This is a genomic window from Nocardia sp. NBC_00881, assembly GCF_045207455.1.
Classification (GTDB): domain Bacteria; phylum Actinomycetota; class Actinomycetes; order Mycobacteriales; family Mycobacteriaceae; genus Nocardia.
Genome location: NZ_CP108798.1, coordinates 4,740,904 through 4,762,972 on the forward strand (window position 1 = coordinate 4,740,904; position 22,069 = coordinate 4,762,972).

At 66.9% G+C, this 22,069-nt stretch carries 21 protein-coding genes and 1 pseudogene; 6 read left to right on the forward strand and 16 right to left on the reverse strand.

Annotation, left to right across the window (positions count from 1 at the left end; translation table 11 throughout):
* Positions 1-21 precede the first annotated feature (21 nt).
* Complete coding sequence (locus tag OH799_RS19940; protein ID WP_406266218.1) at positions 22-615, forward strand: TetR/AcrR family transcriptional regulator; 594 nt, start codon at positions 22-24, stop codon at positions 613-615.
* A 115-nt stretch (positions 616-730) separates the two neighbouring features.
* Complete coding sequence (locus OH799_RS19945) at positions 731-937, forward strand: heavy-metal-associated domain-containing protein (protein ID WP_406266221.1); 207 nt, start codon at positions 731-733, stop codon at positions 935-937.
* Between the two features lie 77 nt (positions 938-1,014).
* On the opposite strand, the gene rsmA is transcribed toward OH799_RS19945, so the two are convergent.
* From rsmA to OH799_RS19960, 3 genes are all read right to left on the reverse strand, one after another.
* On the reverse strand, positions 1,015-1,896 hold the full coding sequence (gene rsmA / locus OH799_RS19950; protein ID WP_406266224.1) for a 16S rRNA (adenine(1518)-N(6)/adenine(1519)-N(6))-dimethyltransferase RsmA: 882 nt from the start codon (positions 1,894-1,896) through the stop codon (positions 1,015-1,017).
* Between the two features lie 197 nt (positions 1,897-2,093).
* The gene (locus OH799_RS19955) at positions 2,094-3,224 is read right to left on the reverse strand and encodes a transglycosylase family protein (protein WP_406266227.1); all 1,131 of its coding nucleotides are present in this window, start codon (positions 3,222-3,224) and stop codon (positions 2,094-2,096) included.
* A gap of 218 nt (positions 3,225-3,442) precedes the next feature.
* Positions 3,443-4,270, reverse strand: a complete 828-nt coding sequence (locus tag OH799_RS19960) for a TatD family hydrolase (RefSeq protein ID WP_406266230.1) — start codon at positions 4,268-4,270, stop codon at positions 3,443-3,445.
* 71 nt (positions 4,271-4,341) lie between these two features.
* Here OH799_RS19960 and metG point away from each other — a divergent pair.
* Positions 4,342-5,949 (forward strand): annotated as a pseudogene (metG, locus tag OH799_RS19965) (methionine--tRNA ligase); the annotation flags it as partial.
* A gap of 1 nt (position 5,950) precedes the next feature.
* Here metG and OH799_RS19970 read toward each other — a convergent pair.
* Entirely contained in the window at positions 5,951-6,163 is a 213-nt protein-coding gene (locus OH799_RS19970) for a hypothetical protein (protein ID WP_406266233.1), read from the reverse strand.
* A 215-nt stretch (positions 6,164-6,378) separates the two neighbouring features.
* On the opposite strand from OH799_RS19970, the gene OH799_RS19975 reads away from it, so the two are divergent.
* Entirely contained in the window at positions 6,379-7,047 is a 669-nt protein-coding gene (locus tag OH799_RS19975; protein WP_406266236.1) for a TetR/AcrR family transcriptional regulator, read from the forward strand.
* A 22-nt stretch (positions 7,048-7,069) separates the two neighbouring features.
* Here OH799_RS19975 and OH799_RS19980 read toward each other — a convergent pair whose 3' ends face one another.
* From OH799_RS19980 to rsmI, 3 genes are all read right to left on the reverse strand, one after another.
* The gene (locus OH799_RS19980; RefSeq protein ID WP_406266239.1) at positions 7,070-7,654 is read right to left on the reverse strand and encodes a short chain dehydrogenase; all 585 of its coding nucleotides are present in this window, start codon (positions 7,652-7,654) and stop codon (positions 7,070-7,072) included.
* An 80-nt stretch (positions 7,655-7,734) separates the two neighbouring features.
* On the reverse strand, positions 7,735-8,487 hold the full coding sequence (locus tag OH799_RS19985; RefSeq protein WP_406266242.1) for an isocitrate lyase/phosphoenolpyruvate mutase family protein: 753 nt from the start codon (positions 8,485-8,487) through the stop codon (positions 7,735-7,737).
* 108 nt (positions 8,488-8,595) lie between these two features.
* Entirely contained in the window at positions 8,596-9,453 is an 858-nt protein-coding gene (rsmI, locus tag OH799_RS19990) for a 16S rRNA (cytidine(1402)-2'-O)-methyltransferase (RefSeq protein ID WP_406266245.1), read from the reverse strand.
* A 289-nt stretch (positions 9,454-9,742) separates the two neighbouring features.
* Here rsmI and OH799_RS19995 point away from each other — a divergent pair, with 289 nt between their 5' ends.
* Positions 9,743-11,347, forward strand: coding sequence for a dolichyl-phosphate-mannose--protein mannosyltransferase (locus OH799_RS19995; RefSeq protein WP_406266248.1), 1,605 nt, complete (start codon positions 9,743-9,745; stop codon positions 11,345-11,347).
* A gap of 232 nt (positions 11,348-11,579) precedes the next feature.
* Here OH799_RS19995 and OH799_RS20000 read toward each other — a convergent pair whose 3' ends face one another.
* Together OH799_RS20000 and arcA are read right to left on the reverse strand one after the other, a co-directional pair.
* Positions 11,580-11,939, reverse strand: coding sequence for a GntR family transcriptional regulator (locus OH799_RS20000; protein ID WP_406266250.1), 360 nt, complete (start codon positions 11,937-11,939; stop codon positions 11,580-11,582).
* A gap of 6 nt (positions 11,940-11,945) precedes the next feature.
* Positions 11,946-13,223 carry an arginine deiminase gene (gene arcA, locus OH799_RS20005; protein ID WP_406266253.1) on the reverse strand — a complete coding sequence of 426 codons (1,278 nt, stop codon included), beginning with the start codon at positions 13,221-13,223 and terminating at the stop codon, positions 11,946-11,948.
* Positions 13,224-13,356: 133 nt separating this feature from the next.
* Between arcA and soxR the strand changes: the two genes are divergently transcribed.
* On the forward strand, positions 13,357-13,842 hold the full coding sequence (gene soxR, locus OH799_RS20010; RefSeq protein ID WP_406266255.1) for a redox-sensitive transcriptional activator SoxR: 486 nt from the start codon (positions 13,357-13,359) through the stop codon (positions 13,840-13,842).
* Here the strand turns inward: soxR and OH799_RS20015 are convergent.
* The 7 genes from OH799_RS20015 to OH799_RS20045 all read right to left on the reverse strand — a co-directional run bounded on the left by OH799_RS20015 (position 13,811) and on the right by OH799_RS20045 (position 21,996).
* The gene (locus tag OH799_RS20015) at positions 13,811-14,701 is read right to left on the reverse strand and encodes an SDR family oxidoreductase (RefSeq protein ID WP_406266258.1); all 891 of its coding nucleotides are present in this window, start codon (positions 14,699-14,701) and stop codon (positions 13,811-13,813) included. The genes soxR and OH799_RS20015 overlap by 32 nt on opposite strands.
* A gap of 63 nt (positions 14,702-14,764) precedes the next feature.
* On the reverse strand, positions 14,765-15,892 hold the full coding sequence (locus tag OH799_RS20020) for a glycosyltransferase (RefSeq protein ID WP_406266261.1): 1,128 nt from the start codon (positions 15,890-15,892) through the stop codon (positions 14,765-14,767).
* Between the two features lie 195 nt (positions 15,893-16,087).
* Positions 16,088-17,905, reverse strand: coding sequence for a putative bifunctional diguanylate cyclase/phosphodiesterase (locus OH799_RS20025; protein ID WP_406282298.1), 1,818 nt, complete (start codon positions 17,903-17,905; stop codon positions 16,088-16,090).
* A gap of 67 nt (positions 17,906-17,972) precedes the next feature.
* On the reverse strand, positions 17,973-20,108 hold the full coding sequence (locus OH799_RS20030) for an Rv1355c family protein (protein WP_406266264.1): 2,136 nt from the start codon (positions 20,106-20,108) through the stop codon (positions 17,973-17,975).
* Positions 20,098-20,871 carry a hypothetical protein gene (locus OH799_RS20035; protein ID WP_406266267.1) on the reverse strand — a complete coding sequence of 258 codons (774 nt, stop codon included), beginning with the start codon at positions 20,869-20,871 and terminating at the stop codon, positions 20,098-20,100. The genes OH799_RS20030 and OH799_RS20035 overlap by 11 nt, the downstream gene beginning before the upstream one ends.
* A gap of 250 nt (positions 20,872-21,121) precedes the next feature.
* Entirely contained in the window at positions 21,122-21,556 is a 435-nt protein-coding gene (locus OH799_RS20040; protein ID WP_357270877.1) for an effector binding domain-containing protein, read from the reverse strand.
* Complete coding sequence (locus OH799_RS20045; protein ID WP_357270875.1) at positions 21,553-21,996, reverse strand: GyrI-like domain-containing protein; 444 nt, start codon at positions 21,994-21,996, stop codon at positions 21,553-21,555. Before OH799_RS20045 ends, OH799_RS20040 begins: the two co-directional genes overlap by 4 nt.
* Positions 21,997-22,069: the final 73 nt, after the last annotated feature.

A 22,069-nucleotide genomic window follows, 5' to 3' on the forward strand; every position in this document is an offset into this window, starting at 1 on the left:
GATCGCTATAAAATGGGTGGTGTGAGCACAGCGAGCCGGGGACGGCCCCGATCCTTCGATCGGGACGCGGCACTGGAACAGGCCATGCTGCTGTTCTGGGCGCACGGATACGAGGCCACCTCAATCGCGGACCTGACCGCCGCCATGGACATCGGGCCCCCGAGCCTGTATGCGGCGTTCGGCGACAAGGCGACATTGTTCGTCGAGGCCGTCACGAACTTCGGCGCGCGCTACGGCGGGTTCGTCGCGCGCGCACTCGCCGAGGAGCCGACGGCCGAGGCAACCGTCCGGCGCATCCTGCGCGAAGCGGCCACGGAGTACACCAGGCCTGACCGCCCGCACGGCTGCCTGGTGATCAACGCGGGAGTCAACACCACCAACGTCGAGATCGCGGACTTGCTACGAGGCATGCGCGAGCGGAACATCGAGTCGATCGCCGCGCGTATCCAGGTCGACATCGATGCGGGCATCCTGCCGGAACATTTCGGCGCGCACACGCTGGCCCGCTACGTGGGCACCGTCATGCAGGGCATGTCCCAGGCAGCCACGGACGGCGCGAGCCGGGCCGAACTGGAGAAGGTGGCCGAGCTGGCCATGCGGGGCTGGGGTGCATAGCCGCACGTCGCGGCCGCCGAGAGAGCCCCTTGCGATTCATACCCACAGGGGGTATGTTTGCTACGGCCGATATACCCCCCGGCCGTATGATCACCATCGAGCTGAGGAGTCGGCAATGTCCACCACCACCTACACCGTCACGGGGATGACCTGCGGGCACTGCGTCAGCTCCGTAAAGACCGAGATCGGGAAGATCGACGGCGTCACCAGCGTCGACATCGACCTCGCCAGCGGCGCGGTCCGAGTCGACAGCACCACCCCGATCCCCACCGACACGATCATCGCCGCCGTAGACGAAGCCGGCTACCAACTCGCCGTCTGACACTCCTTCACACAAGGGGCGTGGCTCCGCGCACACCTAGAACCGTTGTATGCGGAGCCACAACGGTTTGCGCAGCGCTACGTCTGGGCCGCGAGGCGAACGAAGGCCGCGGTGTCCAAGGTTTCACCGCGGGCGGTGGGGGCGATACCGGCCGCGAGCAGGCGGCGTTCGGCTTCGGCGGGCGAGCCCGCCCAGGTCGCGAGTGCGGCGCGAAGGGTCTTGCGACGCTGCGCGAAGGCTGCGTCGACGACTTCGAAGACCCGGCGGCGGTGGTCGATGTCCGTCGACCAAGGCGGCTCGGCGTAGCGCTCGATCCGGACCAGACCCGAGTCCACGCGCGGGACCGGCCAGAACACCTGGGTGCCGACCGCGCCCGCGCGCCGGACCGCGCCGAAGAAGCCCGCTTTGACGCTGGGTACACCGTAGGTCCGGTTGCCGGGCTCGGCGGCGAGCCGATCGGCAACCTCGGCCTGCACCATCACCAAAGCGACTGCGATGCTTGGCAATTCGGCCAGCAGATGCAGCAGGACCGGCACCGCGACGTTGTAGGGCAGGTTGGCGACGAGGGCGGTCGGCGCGGCGGGCAGATCCGCGGCGTCAACCCGCAACGCGTCCGCCTGGACCACCGACAGCCGCTCGGCCAGCCGCGGCGCGCGGTCCGCGATGGTTACCGGCAGATGCCGGGCGAGCACAGGATCGATCTCGACCGCGACCACCGAATCCACTACGTCCAGCAGCGCGAGGGTCAGCGAGCCGAGACCGGGCCCGACCTCGAGTACCACGTCGGCACGTCCCACCCCCGCGGCCGCGACGATCCGCCGCACCGTGTTCGCGTCGTGCACGAAGTTCTGCCCGAGTTGCTTGGTCGGCCGCACCCCGAGCCGCTCGGCCAGCGCCCGCACCTCGGCGGGCCCGAGCAACGCGGCACTCCCACGAGCGGCAATTTCAGATTCGGACACGTCGGAAACCTACCAACCCGGCGGTGACCGCGACGTCTCCGACCGCTGTGGCCGGGCGCGCGCGGCCCGCGGCTGCCTCGCCGTCAGTGAGACTCCCGGCGTCGTGACACGTAATTCTCCGTATCGAGACGCTATGCATCATTCGCTTCACAGCTGCCCTGACACGCGCGCGTTCGCCTTGCGGGACGGGACGTCGGTCAGTCGTTGATGCCGAGCCTGCTGGTGCACGCAGGCCAGGCGCCCCAGCCCTGCCTCGCGCGGGTGACCTCCGCGACGGCGATCTGCTCTTCCCTGGTGGCCAGGTCGGCGCGTGGCGCGTACTTCAGACCGCCCTGCCGCTCCCACGTGCCCTGGTCGAATTGCACGCCGCCGTAATAGCCGTTGCCGGTGTTGATCCCCCAGTTGCCGGTCGATTCACAGCGCGCGAGCGCGTCCCAGATCGCGCCGTCGCGCACCGGCGGCACCTCGGTTCCCGGCTTGGCGCCCTTGCGGACGGTTTTCGGCTGCGCGGTCACCTTCACCGTCGATCCGATCGGCTCGCGGTGCACTTCCTTGCCGTTGACCATGGTGACCGCGAAGGTGACGTCTTGGACGCCGGGCGCGCCGGTGGCTTCCACCACCGTGCGGCTCATGTTCATGGTCGGGTCCTCGATGATGTTCTCCGGCGGGTCCAGCGGCACCGTCTCGGTGCGGTGCTCGACCCGCTTGCGCGTCACTTTGATTCGCAGACCGTCGGTCAGCGGGGTGGACGCAGCGGGCTCGACCGAGTCCTGCTCGATCAGCGGGATACCCGCGACGGTGAGGAATTCGCCGACAGTGGGGGCGGCCAGACGCACATCCACCGGGTTGCCGAGGCCGTCCGTCAGCGCGACCGTGTGCGGGGTCGCGATGCGCAGCGCCGCGCCCGCCAGCGGCAGTTTCTCGGTGCGCGCTGGCGAGACGTACACCTCCGAGGAAATCCTCAGCTGTTCGAGCGCTTCCCCCGCAGTCAGTCCGGTGGTCCACACCTTCTGGGTCATCCCGTCGACCAGCAGGTCGACCTCACGGGCGCGGTTCAACGTAATGGTCGCGCCGTTCCCGATGTGCGCGGCGAGCGCCGGAGCCACCTTGTCCCGGTCGCTCACCACGAAGCCCGCGGTCTTCAATACGCCGCGCACATCGCGCGACATGGTGGTCTGGAACAGCTTTTCGCCGTCCACGACGACGGTCACCGTCTTACGATTCACAATCGCGAGTCCGGCGCCGACGATCAGCGTCAGCAGGAGCGCACCGACCGCCGCGTATAGCAGCGGGGAACGCGACTGGTTGATCCTCGCGAATGGAGACATGGTCACAGGACGATAACGAAAAGGTCGGGATCCGGCAACCGTAAGCTGTGGAGCAGCGCCTTTTCATTATTACGAACAGATATAGACGCCGCAGGTAAATCACAAATCGGAGCATCTGAAGTGATATAGAACACATCGCACATACCCCGCCTCTTGGGGGCACTCGTGCATGTCACCTGGATATGCGCGTGCGGAATCTCGACCGGAAACGGGCGGCGTCAGATGCGATAGACGCGACGTGCGTTGGCGGTGGTGATCTTCGCCAATTCCACGGGATCCTGTTCCCGCAGTTCGGCCAGCGCTCGCATCGTGTACGGCAGGCAGTACGGCTCGTTCGGCGCGCCGCGGAACGGATGCGGGGTCAGATACGGCGCGTCCGTCTCGACCAGAATCTGATCGTCTGGCACGACTTTGGCCGCTTCGCGTAGCTCGTGCGCGTTCTTGAAGCTGACCGACCCGGAGAAACTCAGAATGTAGCCTTCGGCGATACACGACAGCGCCATATTCGTGTCCGAGGAAAAGCAGTGAAAAATCACGGTGTCCGGCGGGCCCTCGTCCAGCAGCACCGTGAGCAGGTCGTGGTCGGCCTCGCGGTTGTGGATCATCAGGGGTTTGCGGATTCGCTTGGCCAGGTCGATGTGCCAGCGAAAGCCCTCGATCTGTGTCTCGATATCGGCGCAGCCGTCCAGCTTGCCCGGCCAGTAGTAATCGAGGCCGGTCTCCCCGACCGCGACTACACGCGGGTCGGCGGCCAGGCCCTCCAGCTCCGTCTTCGCGGCGTCGTCGAGAGCGTTCGCCCTGGTCGGATGCAGTGCGACGGCGGCGAACACGCGATCGTCCCAGTGCGCGGCCCGCACAGCCCACTGCGCGGCGGCCAGGTCATCGGCAACGGTGACCACTTGGCCGACGCCGACCGACGCGGCACGGTCCACGATCACCGCGGTGGAGGCCGCGTCGCCGGCCCCGCAGGCGTCCAGGTGGGTGTGCGCGTCCACGAGCGGCGCGAGCGGCTCGGGCAATTTCGGCGCGGGGCGTTCGGCGCTCATCGGCGACCGCCGCCGAGAACCGTGGACCGAATGCCGGATCCGGGCGCGGCGATCCGCGGAGGGACGCCGGGGATGCTCACGCGAGCGAAGGAAAGCACGCACATTACAGTAGACACACCATGAGCGAAGCTGACCGTCCCGCCTTCTACATCAGCACGGCCATCGCGTACCCGAACGGTGCGCCGCACATCGGGCATGCGTACGAGTACATCTCGGCCGACGCCATCGCCCGCTTCAAGCGGCTCGACGGGTACGACGTCTTCTTCATGACCGGCACCGACGAGCACGGCCAGAAGATGCAGCAGGCGGCGCTCGCCGAGGGCATCCCGGTGGAGGAACTCGCGGCACGCAACTCGGACGTGTTCGAGGCACTGGACAAGACACTCGACATCTCCTTCGACCGGTTCATCCGCACGACCGACGAGGACCACCAGGCCGCCAGCGTCGCGATCTGGGAGCGGATGCGGGCCAACGGCGACATCTACCTCGGCAACTACTCGGGCTGGTACTCGGTGCGCGACGAGGCGTTCTACACCGAGGAGGAGACCGTGGTGCTCGCGGACGGCACCCGTATCTCCTCCGAGTCCAAGACACCGGTCACCTGGACCGAGGAGTCGAACTATTTCTTCCAACTCTCGGCCTACCAGGACAAGCTGCTCGCGCTCTACGACGAGCATCCCGAGTTCATCGCGCCCGCAACGCGTCGCAACGAGATCGTCAGTTACGTCAAGGCGGGTCTGAAGGATCTGTCCATTTCACGCACCACCTTCGACTGGGGTGTGCCGGTGCCCGACCACCCGGATCACGTGATGTACGTGTGGGTGGACGCGCTGACCAACTACGTCACCGGTGTCGGCTTTCCGAACACCGAATCCGCGGCCTTCCAGAAGTTCTGGCCGGCCGACGTGCACATCATCGGCAAGGACATCACACGGTTCCACACCGTGTACTGGCCGGCGTTCCTGATGTCGGCCGGTCTGGAGCTGCCGAAGCGCGTGTTCGTACACGGGTTCCTGTACAACAAGGGCGAGAAGATGTCCAAGTCGGTCGGCAACGTCGTCGACCCGCTGGAGCTGGTCGAGAACTACGGCTTGGACGCGGTGCGCTTCTTCCTGCTGCGTGAGATCTCCTATGGTCAGGACGGCAGCTACAGCCACGAGGCCATCGTCGGCCGAATCAACAGCGATTTGGCCAACGAGTTCGGCAATCTGGTGCAACGCAGTACCAAACTGGTCGCACGCGACTGCGGTGGCGTGGTGCCGAAGCCGGGCGAGTTCAGCGATGACGACCGCGCCCTGCTCGACCTCGCGGCCGGCCTGCTGGAGCGCTGCCGCACCGAATTCGACGCCCAGCAGATGCATCTCGCGCTGGAGGCGATCTGGCTGACGCTCGGTGAGACGAACAAGTACTTCTCCGCGCAGGCGCCGTGGGCGCTGGCGAAGTCCGGCACGCCGGAGGATCTGGCCCGCGAGGCCACCGTGCTGTACGTGACACTGGAGGTGCTGCGGATCGTCGCGATCCTGGTGCAGCCGGTGGTGCCGGGTTCGGCGGGCCGGATCCTCGATCAGTTGGGCCAGCAGAACCGGACCTTCGCCGACATCGCGACGCCGATCGCGCCCGATGTGGCGTTGCCCGCGCCGGAACCGGTGTACCCCAAGTACCTCGAGCCGAAAGACTGACTCACGCTGGTCCGGCACCACGGCGGCGCCGGACCATGGCGTGCCGCGTCGGTACACACTGTCGGACCACCACGGGGCGCGGCAGTGGTCGACCGACGAGCTGCGCCGAAAACGTCTCCGCGGCATCCTGGACACGTCGATCGCTATAGAGTCGGAATACGCCGAACAGCAACGCGCCCAACGCCGCTGCGGCGTTCTCCAGTAGCTTCTTCACCGCACTCTCCCCAGGTTTGTACCGGACAGTACTTCGAGCAGGTCCGACGGTACCCTCCACGTGCGGAAGGCGGGCCTGGTTCGACCACTTCGTCCGCCACGGAACGTGTTGTCGGATAATGAAACACCGGTTCGCGGCCAGAGGGCGCCCGGACCGTGTGCGATCGGAACAACGGCGTCCCGTTCGGTATCGGTTCCGGTACAGAGAGGGCATACATGCGCCAGGAGCATGCGACTGCGTCAAACCAGCGGACGAGCTTCGCCGAGCGGCATCGCGCAGCGCGCGAAGCCGTTCTCACCTCGCAGCGCGGCAGGCTGGTGGAGGCGATGGTCGAATGCGTGGACCGCAAAGGCTACTCCGCGACCACGCTCACCGACATCGTTGCCAGCGCGCGGGTTTCGCGCACCACCTTCTACGATCACTTCGCCAACAAAGAGCAATGTTTCGCCGAGGCGGTGCACACCGGGGTCGACATCGTCGCAACCCGGATCGCAGAGGAACTCGCCCAGCTCCCACCGACCGCCGATGCGTACGCCAAGATCGAATCGATCGTCATGACGTTCTGCCGGACCGTCGCCACCGAGCCGGATTTCACGCGGCTGGTGCTGGTGGAGTCCTTCAAGGTGAACGAGGCCGCCGTCGGCTACCGTGACCTGGCCGTCGACCGGTTCGCCCAGCTGTATCGGGTGTTCTACGACGAGGCTCGCTCGGCGGATCCCGCGCTACCGGAGATCTCGGACGAGCTGATCGCGCTGATCCCGGACGCGATCGGCGAGCGGACGCGCCGGGTCATCGTGTCCGACGGGCCCGCGCGGGTGCCGGAGCTGGCACCACTGTTCATCCAGCTGGTTGCGACGGTGCTCGGACTACCCGTTCGAACCTGACGCCGTCCCGCCGCTTGGCGATTCATGGCCGGATGAGTTCGCCCTGCGCCACACCCTCGACGGCTCGCACGTAAGCATCGGCCACCTCGGCGGCGGGCGTGCCCGGTGTCGCGTCCATACCCAGTTGGACCAAGGTCTCGCGGATCCATCCCGGGCTGATCAGGTTGATGCGCAGCCCACGCGGAAGTTCGGCGGAGACGTTGCGAACGAAACCTTCCAGACCGGAATTGATGAGCGCGCCCAGCGAAGCCCCCGGAAACGGCGCGACGAATGTCCCACCGGTCAAGGTGATCGAACCGCCGTCGCGCAGGTGCCGCAGCGCGCGGCGCGCCAGCGCGACCTGTCCGAGCAGTTTTCCCTGGATGCCGGTGACGATCTCGTCGTCCGTCACCGTGGCGAGGTCGACGAGCGGCCCACTGGCGGCGCAGCAGATGACGGCGTCCAGGTACGGCAGTTCGGCGAAAAGCGCGTCCATCGACGACGGATCCGACACATCGACTTGAACCGGTCCGTTGCGCGAGGCTCGAATTACCTGATGGGCCCCTTCCAGCGCCGTGGCCACCGCACTGCCGAGCGTCCCGCTCGCTCCGATCACAAGCACCTGCACGGTTAGATCCTGCCAAATGCTGCGCAGGTCACACCCATCCGCCTCCCGTGCGAAGACGGAGGAGTGTGGCCGCTACGTGCTTACTTCCAGCGGTCGAGCAGTCGGTCGATCTCGGCGGTCAGCGCGAACTGCAGGAACGGGCCGAAGCTGATGCGGGCGACGCCTTGGTCGGCGAGAGCGGCCTTGTCGGCTTGGTCCGGGAGAACAGTGGCGCTGATCGGCAGCGGCAGTTCGGCGGTCAGGCGGCGCATATCGGCGTCGGCGTGGCGTCCCGCCGGGAACAACACGTCCGCGCCCGCATCGGCGGCCAGTTTCAAGCGCTCGATGGCGCGATCGACACGGTCGGCATCGTCACCGTCCTTGCGCAGGAACAGATCGGTTCTGGCGTTGACCACCACGTGCACGCCGGACGCGTCGGCGAACTGCCGCAATCCGCGTACCAGGTGGGCGTGTTCTTGCGCGGTGCGCAGCCGCCCGCCCTCGCTGTGCACGGTGTCCTCGATATTCAGCCCGATCGCGCCGGCCGCGAGCAGGCCCTCGATCAGCTGCGCAGGTTCGAGCCCGTACCCCGACTCGATGTCGACCGACACCGGAACGTCCACCGCCGCGGTGATCTGCCGAACCCGAGTCAAGGACTCGGCGAACGTCATCCCCTCCCCGTCCGGGCGGCCGATCGAATCGGCAACCGGATGACTACCCACCGTCAACGCCGAGAACCCCGCCGCCACAGCGACTTTCGCGGACCAGGCATCCCACACCGTCGGAAAAACCCCGGGATCCCCTGGCCGATGCGACTCGAGAAACGCCTTCGCCTTGCTCTCCAGAGAAGTCATACAAACGATCATGCCCGCCCTCCCCGCTCCCGGCCCCTACTGCCCCTGCTTCGCACAAAGGTGCAGCACTTCACCCATTCGACCACTCCATCGGTGGCTCGGCCGGGGTCAGGTGTCCGCGGCGCGACGGGCGGCGAGGACGGCGTCGTACAGTTCGCGGCGGGAGACGGTGTGGGCGGCGGCAATTTCGGCACACGCGTCCTTGAGGCGGATGCCGGTGGCGATGCGGGCCTCAACCTGGTCGACCAGGTCGGCGGGGTCAACCGATTTCGGCTGGGCGCCCGCCAGGACCACCGTGATTTCACCGCGCGCGCCCTCGACCGCCCAGGCGGCGAGTTCGGCAAGGGTGCCGCGGACGACCTCCTCGTAGGTCTTGGTCAGCTCACGGCAGACGGCGCCACGGCGGTCGGCGCCGAGTACCTCGACCGCGTCGGCCAAGCAGTCGGCGAGGCGGTGCGGCGCCTCGAAGAAGACGCAGGCCCGCGGCTCGCCGGCCAAAGTACGCAACCACTCCCGGCGCTGGCCGGATTTGCGCGGCGGGAATCCGTCGAAGCAGAACCGTTCCACGGGCAGGGCCGACAACGCGAGTGCCGTGGTCACCGCCGAGGGGCCGGGCAGGCAGGTCACCGGCAGGTCGCGTGCGACGCACGCCGCGACCATCCGATAGCCGGGATCGCTGACCGACGGCATGCCCGCGTCGGTCACCAGCAGCACTGTGCGCCCGCTTTCGATGTCCTCGAGCAGCGCCGGAATCCGGCTGGTCTCCACGTGGTCGTAGAAACTCACCACTCGCCCGGTGATCTCCACCTCCAGTGCCTTTGCCAGCGCCCTGGTCCGTCGGGTGTCCTCGGCCGCTACGACATCGGCGGAGCAGAGCGCGTCCCGCAACCGCTGTGACGCGTCGCCGATGTCGCCCATGGGCGTTGCCGCCAGCACCAGCCGCCCTGCCGTCGCCTCCGTCACCACACTCCTGTCCTCTTCGCATACATTCTCCCGGAGCGGCGGATCCACCGGGCCACAGCGATGGACGCATCCCCTGATGCGCCCGTGACAACCCTCACCGAGCTACGCAGCAGACCTTAAGGTATGCGCGGCCTTCGCCGCGAAACGAATTGCTCTCGCGAGTACATGGGTAACTCGCCGGGTACCCCCAGCGCTCGACCCGCACTCAACGCAGGACCTGAACGAAAATCCCTCGTCGCCCGACTAGTACGGCCTGAAGACCCGGAGAGGCGGGACAGCATACGATCGGGGCGTGACCCAGGTGACCGACCAGCGCGCGACCGCACCGTTCGGGGCCGTGCCCTCCTGGTCGAGCCCCGGACCGCTGCGGCCGTCACCCGACTTCGGACCGACCGACCGCCTGCGCGGCTGGCTGGTCACGGCGTTCCTTACCGCGATCGCGGCGGTGACCCGGTTTACGATGCTCAACTATCCGACCGACGCGGGCACCCCGGTGTTCGACGAGAAGCACTACGCCCCACAGGGCTGGCAGCTGCTCACAGGCGGCTGGGTGGAGGACAACCCCGGCTACGGCCTGGTGGTGCACCCGCCGGTCGGCAAACAGCTCATCGCGATCGGGGAGGCGATATTCGGCTACAACGGCTGGGGCTGGCGCTTCGCCTCCGCGGTCGCCGGAACCCTGCTGGTGCTGTTGGTGATCCGGATCGTGCGGCGGATGTCGCGCTCCACTCTGGTCGGCGCGATCGCGGGCATCCTTCTGATCGCGGACGGCCTCACCTTCGTCTCGTCTCGCATCGGCATGCTCGACATATTCCTCGCGCTGTTCGTGACCGCGGCTTTCGGCTGCCTGATCGTCGACCGCGACGAGGTGCGGGCGAGGATCGCCAAGGCCGACGCCGAAGGCCGCATCGATGAAACCCCGTGGGGCCCGCGGTTGGGCGTGCGCTGGTGGCGATTCGGCGCCGGCGTACTGCTCGGATCAGCGTGCGGCACGAAATGGTCCGGGATCTACTTCATCGTCGCCTTCGGCCTCCTGAGCGTCTGCTTCGATCTGGCGACCAGGCGGGCGTACGGAGTGCGCAGCCCTTGGCTCGGCACAGCTGTTCGCGATGTGGGGCCTGCCCTGTACGCGCTGGTGCTCGTGCCGCTCGGTGTGTACCTGTCGACCTACTGGGCCTGGTTCTCCAGCGAGACCGGCGTCTACCGATACGCGGTGGGCAACCAGGTGGGCACCGGAGGTCCGATGGCATGGATACCGGACGCGCTACGTTCGCTGTGGTTCTACAGCGGCGAGGTGCTGCAGTTCCACGACAGCCTCACCAACTCGGCGGGCAACCATCACCCCTGGGAGTCCAAGCCGTGGACCTGGCCGATGGGGCTGCGACCGATGCTCTACTACTACGCCGACACCAACGTCACCGGATGCAGCCAGACACAGTGCGTGAAAGCGGTGATGCTGATCGGCACGCCCGCCATCTGGTGGATCGCGTTACCGATGCTCGCCTGGGCACTGTGGCGCACAGCGGTGCGCCGCGACTGGCGATACGCCGCGGTACTCACCGGTTACGGCGCCGCCCTGCTGCCCTGGTTCTTCACCCTGGACCGGCAGATGTACTACTTCTACGCCGTGGCCCTTGCGCCGTTCCTGGCGATGGGTGTCGCGCTGGCGCTCGGTGACGCGCTCGGGTCGACCCGGCGAACAACCGTGCCACGCAGTTCCGTCGGCACCTATCTGCCGGTGGCCCCGGACGAAAGGCACGCCCTCGGCCTGCTCGCGGTCTGTCTCTACCTCGGCGTAGTGATCGCCAATTTCATCTGGTTGTGGCCGATCCTTACCGGGCTACCCATCACGCCGGGCAATTGGCACGACCACCTCTGGCTACCCAGTTGGCGGTAATTTGGCCGCGCGGGCGCGGCGTGTTCGCGGCCCCCTTATGGCTCGCGTCCGAGCGACCGACGCTGGCGACTTCGTCGCGAACGCGTCGGCCGCTCGGACGCGAGCCGGGCCGCGAACGGGCAATGCTCGTTCTCGCTGCGCTCGAAAGTCGGGGTTGGACCGAGTAGTTGCTCGAGGGGGCGTCTGCGGCATCCGGTGTGCCGTATTTCGTGGCTCGCTTCCGAGTTGTATGTCAGCCTTCCAGCGCTGCCCGCACATACCGTAGAGCGGCCTCGTCGTCCAACCCCAACCTGCGCACTGTCGCGACATACGCGGTAGCCGCCCGCCCCGCTACGTCCCGCGTCGTGTCACCCGACGAAGCGATGAAAGACCCCTGCCTGCCTCGGGTTTCGATCACCCCTTCAGCCTCCAGTTCGCGGTATGCCCGCGCCACCGTGTTCGGGGCGAGACCGAGTCGGGCGGCCAGTGCGCGGACGGTGGGGATCTTGGTTCCGGCCGTCAGCTCGCCGGAACGCACCTGGGCGATGACGCCGAGGCGAAGCTGTTCGTAGGGCGGCACGGCCGACTCGTGCGACACCGTGATCGTGAACATGCGGACTCACCTGTCATTCCGGGACAGCGGACAGGACAGGCAGCGCGGTCCGCCTCGGCCGGATCCCAGCTCGGAACCGGGGATGCGCAGCACCTCGATGCCCGCCTCCTCCAGTCTGGCGTTGGTCATCTCGTTGCGCTCGTACGCGACCACCACGCCGGGGGCGAGGGCGAGAGTGTTGTTGCCGTCGTCCCATTGCTCGCGTTCAGCGGTGACGCCGTCGAGCCCGGTGTCGATCACCCGTAGCTTGTCGATGCCCATCGCGGTGGCGGCGGCGGGCAGAAACGGGTCGGAACCGCTCATGCTGACCCGACCGTCACCCTCCTTGCGAATTGTGAACGCGCGCAATGACTCCCGCGCGGCGGGATACATCACCACGGCATCGGCGTCGACCATCGTGCACACGGTGTCCAGGTGCATGGTCGCGCGACTCTGCGCGATCGGGACCACGAGCACGGTGTGCGCGAGGTCGTCGTCGAACAGGCTGCGCGCCAGCGCTTCCGCGCCTGCGGGCGAGGTACGTTCGCCGACGCCCACCGCGACGACGCCGTGGGAGAGCAGCAGCACGTCTCCGCCCTCGATCGGCGCGGTGTGCGATTCGTAGGCACGGCGCACGCCGAGAAAGCGGGGATGGAAGGCGTAGATGAGGTCGGTCAGCGAGGTCTCTCTGCTCCTGGCGGGCAGCGCGAGCGAGGTGATCGCGACACGCGGGCCGACCCAGAACGAGGAGTCCCTGGTGAACAGGAGATTGGGCAGCGGATCGATGACGAAGTCCGCGCCGTGGTGCATGCGGCGGACCAGCGAGGTGGCGTCGGGCCCGAACGGCAACTCATCGAAGGTCATCCCCGCCATCAAAATGCCTGCCAGTTCCCTGGCCTGAACGCCGCGCAGAAAGGCAGCCAGCTCGTCGGCGAGCGCGTGCCCGAGCCTGCGCGCGTCCACCGCGGCCGAGATGCCCTGGATGCGGGCGGCGCCGCTGACCGCGAGCGTCTCCGCGAGCAGGTCCGACAGCAACAGCACCTCGGTACCACGTTCGCGCAGAACGCCCGCAAACGTGTCGTGTTCCTGCTGTGCTCGCTCCACCCACGGGATGCCGTCGAATAACAGCTGATCGTTGTTGCGCGGCGTAAGCCTGCGCAGCTCGTCGCCCGGCCGATGCAGCAGCACCGTATGCAGGGTGCCCACTTCGGACGTCACCGCGAGTCGTGGGCCGTCCGGCTCGGGATCGGGCCCCGCCGGGTTCGGATCCTCTCTGTGCCGCGTAGGCACAGCGTCTGCTCCCATGATCAGACCGTAGTTCGCCGCGGCCCCGAGAGCACGGAATTCTCGTCGTTGGCGCCGATCGGCCCGCACTGTCGGATTCCGACCCCAGCCCATCCTAACCTGAAGTATTGTTGAGGTGAACTGAGGAGAGTGCATGTCGACAGCCGATTGGCGAGCGAAGGAGCTGACCCCCGGGCAGCTCTCCGAGCGTAGTGGAGTCGCGGTATCCGCGTTGCACTTCTACGAACGCGAAGGGCTGATCACGAGCAGACGCACCAGCGGGAACCAGCGCAGGTACGCCCGCGAGACGCTGCGCCGAGTGGCCTTCATCCGCATTTCCCAGCGAGTCGGCATCCCGCTGAGCGAAATCCGGGACGCCCTCGATCAGCTCCCGGAGGGCCGCAACCCCACCCGGCGCGACTGGGAGACGCTCTCCACCACATGGCGTGCGGACCTCGACGACCGGATCACTCAGCTGACCCGCCTGCGCGACAACCTCACCGGCTGCATCGGCTGCGGCTGCCTGTCGCTGGGCAGCTGCCGCCTGGTCAACGAGCACGACCGGCTCGGCGCCGAGGGCCCCGGCGCCCGCGTACTCGACGTGCACCTCAACTGCCCGACGAAGCCAGCAACCTGCTGAACCGCGCACTGGTACGCCGCATGACGAACTCGTACGGGAAGGCGAACTTGCGCGCCCACCAATAGCCGAACCGGATGTCGAACGAGGTGTAGACCAGAAAGCGGTTGCGCTCGATCCCGCGCAGGATCGCCGTCGCCACCCGCTCCGGCGCCACCGCATGCTCGGCGAAGGTCGCGGTGAGCCGCTTGATCCTCGGGTCCTCCCTGTTCACTCCGACCAGCTCGACGCTGCGCACCAGCGGTGTGTTCACCGCGCCGGGCACCACCAGGTGCACTGTGATGCCGTGCTGTGCGAGATCGAAGCGCAGCACCTCCGACACACCGCGAATGCCGTACTTGCCCGCGCTGTAGGCCGCGTGCCAGGGCAGGGCGAGTAGCCCCGCCGCCGACGACACGTTCACCAGTGCGCCGCCCCGACCAGCGCGCACCATCGGCGGCACGAAGTTCTCGATCACGTGGATCGGGCCCATCAGGTTGACCTCGACCATCCGCCGCCAGTGTCGGTGCTCCAGGTTCTCGACCGTCCCCCACGCGGAGATGCCCGCGACGTTCATGACCACGTCGAGGCTGCCGAGTTGAGCGTGCACCTGCTCGGCGAAGGCGGTGACCGCGTCGTAGTCGGTGATGTCGAGCACCTCGGCCACAGCGACGACACCACCGGACTTACGGATGTCGGCCACCGTCTCGGCCAAGCCGGCCGCGTCGACGTCGGTGAGCACCAGCTCGGCGCCGGCCGCGGCGGCGGCCTGCGCCGTCGCCCTGCCTATCCCGCTGGCAGCGCCCGTGACCAGAACCCTTGCGCCGCGCACCGTCTTGCGGCCCGCTCGCCCGCGACCAATACCAAGCACTGCGCATCCCATCTCGAATCGCCGAATCGGTTTCCCGCAGGGTAGTCGAGCATCCGAGTCGGACGGCCACCGCCGCTAACGGCCGAGCACCGCGAGCATGCCCGCGACAGCCCGCGGCCAGGTGAATTGTTCCGCGCGACTGCGCGCCGCCTTGCGCCGGCCTGCTTGCGGCATGGCCAGCACATCGGTCACCGCCCGCGCGAACGCCGACGGATGGTCGGCGGCGACCGCGCCGCAGTCGGAGGTGACGATGTCGGCCAGCGCCGAGGACCGGCTCGCCACCACCGGCGTGCCCGCCGCGAGCGCCTCCAGCGCGGCGAGCCCGAACGTCTCGTGCGGGCCCGGCGCCAGCGAGACATCCGCGGTGGCGAGCAGTTTCGCGACCATCGGGCGCTCGGAGACGAACCCCGTGAAATGCACGGCGGGCAGCCCGCCCGGCAGCGGAGGCAACGCCCGCGCTCGCCGCTGCAGCGCCTCACGCCGCGGCCCGTCCCCCGCAACCACCAGCCGGGCCTCGATTCCGGTTTTGCGCAGCGCGCCGACCGCCTCGATACTGCGATCCACCCGCTTCTCCACCGACAACCTGCCACAGTGGACCAGCAGCGGATACCCGGCCACACCGAGATCCGCGCGCAGTCCGTGGTCGCGCCTGCTCGGGCTGAACAGCTCCAGATCCACTCCCAGCGGCACCAGCTCGACATTCGACGCGCCGATCCGCAGGAACTCCTGGCGAGCGAATGCGGTGGTGCAGACGACGATGTCGTAGTCGGCGGCGGTGCGCCGGTTGGCCACATCGGCGCAGCGCCGCGCCGCAGGACCGGGCAGCACCTGGCCCAGCAGCCGATCGAGCCGCTCATGCGAGATCATCACCCCCGCGACGTCGCGCCGCCGCGCCCAGCGGCCGAATCCGCGCAGTGTCAGCCGGTCGGACACCTCGAGCACGTCGGGACGCAGCCCGGCCAGCACATCGGCCACCCGCCACGGGTCCGCGGCCCGGTAGCCACCGGTCCGGGGAATGGCCACCGCGGGCAACGTGATCCGAAGGACCCCTGTGGGCAGCACCTTCTCGGACCGCCGCGAACCCGGGACGATCAGCACCACCTCGTGTCCCGCGGCGACATAGCCATCGCCGAGGTGGTGCAACGCGGTGCGCAACCCACCCGACCGGGGGCCGTAGAAGTTCGCAAGCTGAACAATGCGCACTTCGCCGATCGTGCAGCGGATCGGGTTACCGCAGGAACCGATGCGCCCAACGGGGTGTGAACAACCGTGAAAGAACCGACTAACCAGCGGATCGACCCGATCTATGGTCCGGGCGCCACCGGTGACAAGAATGTCGTACCTCGGATTTCCCGAGCGTTTCGAGAAACAGTCACTGCCGGACACGCGGGCCGCGATTCAGTGCGTAGCCAATCCGCGACCCGCACGGGGCAGATCCAGGTCGAGCGCGATCTTGCCGACGGCGAGATGGGCTTCGACCTGCTCGGCGGGCATCGGCCGCGCGATCAGGAAACCCTGCGCCCGATAGCATCCGAGGCCGACCAGCGTCCGCGCGGCGACCGCGGTCTCCACGCCTTCGCCGACCACGCCGAGGCCGAACGAACCGGCAAGGCCGATAATGGATTTCACGATGGCCAGATCGTCCGTGCTCGCGCCGAGGCGCTGCACGAAGCCCCGGTCGATCTTCACCGCGTCTACGGGCAGCGCTTTGAGGTGTGAGAGCGAGCTGTATCCGGTACCGAAGTCGTCGATGGCGATCTGCACACCCATTCGCTTCAGTCCGCGCAGCGTGACCTGGGTTCTGGCCAGATCCTGCACCACGACGTGCTCGGTGATCTCGAGACACACCGAACTTCCGTCGATGCCGAACAGCCGCAGGATGTCTTCGATTCGCTCGACGAAATCGAGGCTGACCAACTGCACCGGTGACACATTGATCCGCATCACGACATTGGCTGCCATGCCGCGGCGCCGCCATTCGGCGAACTGCGCACACGCCGACCGGATCACCCAGCGCCCCAGCTCGCCTGCCAGATTGGTGGCCTCGGCGACGGTGACGAACGCGCCGGGCGGCAACAGTCCCCTGGTCGGATGCAACCAGCGAACCAGCGCCTCCAACGCGACGATGCGACCGGTGCGCAGGTCTACCTCGGGCTGATAGTGCAGCAGCAGCGAGCCGTCCGAGACCGCACCGCGCAGGTTGAGTTCCACGTCGTCTTGTAGTTCGAACTGGGCGCGCATGGTGTCGGTGAACACCGCGACGCCGTTGCCGCCGCCGGACTTCGCAGAGAGCAGCGCGTGATCGGCGCGGCGGAGCACGTCGGCAACGGTAGTCTCGCCTGGATTTCCGAGCGCCACGCCGACGCTGGCAGCGCGACTGACGGATTCTCCTCCGACGGTCACGCGCCGGGCGATCAACTGCTGGATGCGGTTCGCCTCGTACTCGGCGGCCACCGCGTCCATCGGTTTGGCGGGAACGATAACGAATTCGTCGCCGCCCAGTCGGGCGATCATGTCGTTCGGGTCCAGGTTTTCCCGCAGCCGCGTCGACAGCGTGCGGATGAAGTTGTCCCCCGCGGTGTGACCGAGGAAATCGTTGAGTGCCTTCAGACGATCGAGGTCGAGGAAGAAAGCCGCCACTGGACCGGGGCTTCCGGTACGCAATCTTTCTTCCATATGCTCGAGCAGCGCCCGCCGATTGGCCAACCCGGTCAGGTCGTCGTGCAGCGCGATATATCGGAGCCGTTCCTCGGCGACCACCCGCGCCTGTAACTGAGCAAAGAGCGCCGCGATGGCCTTGAGAACATTGATTTCACGAGTGCTCCACTCCCGATCGCCCTCCTTCACGAACCCTAGGGCACCGGTCGGCTCACCCCTGGACAGCAGTGGCACGGCCGCCGAGGTCACCGCCGCGATGCCGGACGCCCGCCGGACCGTCTCCTGGTAATCGGCGAACTCCGGCGTCGGACGCGCGACCATCGGCTCGGTCGCATTCTCCAGCGCGCGGAATACCGGGTCGGCGGTGTCGAAATAGATCACGCCCAAGGGGTCCGGATCGGGCACGTTCTGCCGGTGCGGCCACTCCGCGACGAGGACGGTTGCTCGACGTTCGCGGTCGGTGTGTCGCACATAGCTGAAATCCACGTCGAAGTATTCGACCAATTGAGCGAGCACACGTTCGGTCGCGGCCACCATCGTCGTGGCGTCCACACCCATCAGCTCCGAGGCGACCTGGGTCACCAACGAGTCGAGTGTCCGCCGTGGCACATTGTCTCCGATCGCGCTAGCTACTGGTGTCCACACCGAGCACCGGACGCCGCCTGCTGCGAACCGTGGCGGCGGAGGCGTAGCTCAGGCGAAGCACCAACGCCATGATCTCATGCTCAGGCACTTCCAGCAGGTTCAGGAAACGGCCCTGAAGTGACGCTAGTGTATCCACGAAGTCGGGAGAAATCGCGGTAAGTTCGCCAGGGAGTCGGGCATACAGGTATACGGGCGAAATCGGTTGTACGCACAATCCGAGCCGCTCGGCGTGCACCCAAACCGAAGCAGCCGCGGCACCGGCCTCGGCATACTCGGTCAACCGCGGGTTCGCGCCATCGAATGTCACTGCCACAATGGCGGAGCTGGACAGCACGCGGTCGCGGGTGTATTTCCCCAGAGCCGCACCTCCCGACCAGGATCGCAACTGCGCCATGACATCGGCGCGCGTGATGATCTCGAATGCCGCCCACTCGTCATCGGTGAGTTCAAGGCTGCGCGCGTCGATACCGGTTTCCGGGTCGTCGTCGGGCCAGCGGACTTCGGCGAGCATTTCCTCGTATAACCGCGGCGTGAGATAGCGGATTCGATCAGAGTCGCCCAGCAAACGTGCAGCCTGTTCGATTCCCGGTCGATCGACCACGGCGCGAAGATGCGCACCAGCCGATTCGGCGGCCGTGACAAGCGAATCCAGCACGCCGTCGGCAAGGCGGGCGCCGGTACCGACCCGGCGGTTGGTCGCGCGGCGCAACACCGCGGGGTAGTCGGCGGCGAGCGCCGGATTCCGATCACCGCCCAGCCGAAGATTCGCGACGAGCTCGCCGGAGCCGGGCGCGCCCTCGATGAACTCGTGCGGGCCGAGAATGCCGTGCGCGGCGGCCGCGACGCGCGCGTTGTACACGGCCGCGCCCAGCGCGACAGCGCTACCGCGATAGCCGATATCCATCGCCGACGTGTACTCAGGCGCCAGCTCGATGCGAATGTCACCCGACTCGGCACGCAGTAACCAGGGCTGCATGTTCCCCCCCGACGGCGCGCGCTGTGCACACGCGAGCACACTGTCGATCGGGCCGTCGACGGAGTCGGCCACGGCCTCCTTCCAAACCTGTTCACCGGCGGGTGACGGGTCGGCCAACTCGTCCAGATGGCGTTCCAGATCCACCCGGATGCGACCGGAATTCAGCGGCATCCCGAGTCCGATACGCCGGACGGCGGCGGCGACACTCGCGGCGCCCAGGGTGACGTCGCCGGCCAGCTGCGGCCAGCTGGTCACGGTCTCACCGACTTCGACCAGGCTCGCGCCCAGCCGCGGCGACAGCCCGGCGGCACCGAGCAGCTTCACCACGAACGGCGCCTTCTCCCTCGCGGTCAGCCCGCGCAGGTCAGCCGCGTGGATATCGCCGAGCAAACCGTGGAATGCGGGGCGCTGTGGCTCGATATCGAAACGCTCGACATCCAGCAAACCGCGGTCACTTGTCTCCATCAGCAATGGAATACCGTGTCTCGCGGCCGCCTCGCGGATCACGAGCTTCATATCGAGGGAATCACATTCCTCCACGATGATCGAGAGACCGTCCACGAACTCGTCCACCGAATTTTCGTCTACGCCTGCGCCGAAGATCTCCACCGGCAGATAGGGATCCAGTTCGGCGATACGTCGGGCCGTCACGACCGCCTTGTTGACGCCGATGTCGAACAGCGTTCCCGGAACCCGGTTGAGATTGGACAACTCGATATCGTCCAAGTCGGCCAACCGCAAACTTCCGCATACACCTTCGAGTGCGAGGAGGTGCGCTATGGCATGTCCGGCACTTTGTCCGACAACTCCGATCGCGAGATTCGCCAGGCGCTCCTGCTCGGGTCTGGTCAGCTTGTTCCGGTTTCGGTCGAGCCGAATCATTCGAAAAGTTTGCGGGCCTGGCAATCCGATCACCGCGGCCCGCCACGGGTAGTAGATCCACCGGTCCGCCTCGGAGCCCTCCGAAATATTCGGGGCCGCAACCATTTTACCGATTTCAGCACGTAGCAACCCCCGAAGGTCGGTGAATTCGAGGTGCGGATCCGTGCGCAGCGCGGCAAGTGTCCGAGCGTCTTCCGGATCGGTCCGGTCGAGAATCAGTGGCCGATGACGCGCCAGCCGGCTCCGGTCATCGCCCATGTCGGTGCCGAGCCTCCCTTCCCCTTCCAGTCCCTCGCCGCAGCTCTGGCGGACAGGCACCCGGTATGCCGAACGCCTCCTGCTCGAGTTCGACCAGCGACCGCTGCGGCTCCTCGGCAAACGCCTGATATGTCCGAGTGTCCCACCAGAGCGGGACGGTCTCGTAGCGCTCGTCCGGATACGGCACCGCGGGGATTCGCTCAGCGGGCACCGCTCCGCATGCCCGATGTCTGGCCACGGTGTAGGAAGCCACCGTGGCGAAGCCGTAACGCGCCCCGAGCAAGCGCGCGCCGTGCAGCACCGTGCGCGAGATGGCAGCGCTCAACTCGGAGCGGTGCGCCGCATCGCGAGCGACCCATGCGCCCTTGGCTTCGACCACGCCCTCCGATATCCGATCGGCAATCATCGTGCGCAGATCGTTCTCGCCGGCATGGCCTCTCCACTCGACCAACGCGTGCACCTGCCCGACATCCGCGTAGGGCCCTTGCAACCGCACGCCGGCGACCACTTCCCCTGCGGAGTCGACCGCGACGAAGAACAGCGAAGTCGACCGACCGTCGGCGACCGCGTCGTATTCGAGTGCGTGTTCCACCCCGAAACGCCGGTAAACCTCCAGCGCTCCGCCCAGATATCTGTTCCAGAGCACCGGCCGGACATCCGGCTGGGAGGCAAAGAACGCGCACTCGGATTGCCTGTCGTAATACCGCAGCACTCCCCGCCCAAGGGAGTTCGCCGGCACGACTGCAATCACTTCCACAGTCATGTTGTTCCCTACTCCATCGCCGCGCCGCAATGCGCGATAGTCCAGCCTCATGCAGCACCCCGCGGCCCATGAGCCGAGATGACGTTGCCCAGGGCAGTATCCGTCATCCGACAGGAATTGACCAGCCGGCCGGCTAATCTTCCGAAAACTCCCGGCGCGATGAGATCTTTTAGCAGGTCAGAACAGCCGACGTCGAGACAGAATAGAACATGGAGACCAGTCGGTTCTTAGACAGCTACCAATTAGCAATCTAGACCAGAATAGAGATGAACAGCTCGACCGACTCCGGCCCCCGCCAGATCTCGATCTCTTCACGGTAGGCGCGGGTAATTTCGGCCGACGCCGTTGCGTCGTCGACCTGCGCCCACACATCCTCCATCGGATCGTGATAATCACCGTTCGGCGCGAAACGGGCGTAGACGCCTTTCGGCACACGCACCAGAACGTCACCCACCGGAACGGCCTCCGCCGCCGGGTATTCGAAGCAGACCACCGCGTTGTAGTTCCCAGCCGGATCGGGCACGTACACCGTGTACATCGGTTGATCCGCGCCGACCCGGTCACGCAGCCGGTCCTTGAGGAACTCGATCAGGTCGCTGTTGCTGACCTTAAAACTCGGACGCACCCGCGGAACGACCAGCCCGCCGTAGATCGCCTCGGCACGCACCACGATCGCATAGGTCATCGCGCCTCGACCGCCAGGTAGAGGTCGATCTTGTACGCGTGCGGATAACACTCGAAATCGCCGGTATACGTCCGTTTGATCTGCTTGTGCTCCTCGGCGTAGGCGATCTGCGTCCACAGGTCGGTCATCACCTGCGGGAAGTTACCGACCGAGGAGAACCGGGCGTAGCGGCCACGCCGCAACCGGGCGACCAAGTGACCGCGGGTGACTTTGTCGAACGACGCGCACTGGTAGCCGACGATCTGCGTGTTGTAGGTGCCGAGCTCGCCGGAGTAGTCGGTGTAGGCGCTGGCCAGCGGGCCGCCGAGTTCCTGGTGCAAAACGGCCGCCCACGCGGCCTCCAGATCACGGTCACGCAGTTCTCCGAGCGCACGCTTCGGGCTGCGCACCGGTAGCCCGGCAACCCACGTCTCGTCCCGCTCGACGATTTCAAACTGCATGGAGGACTCTTTCGAGGTGAATCCGGGGGTGAGAACCCGCTTCCGGTCGGTTAGGAAGGCCATGCTACCAACA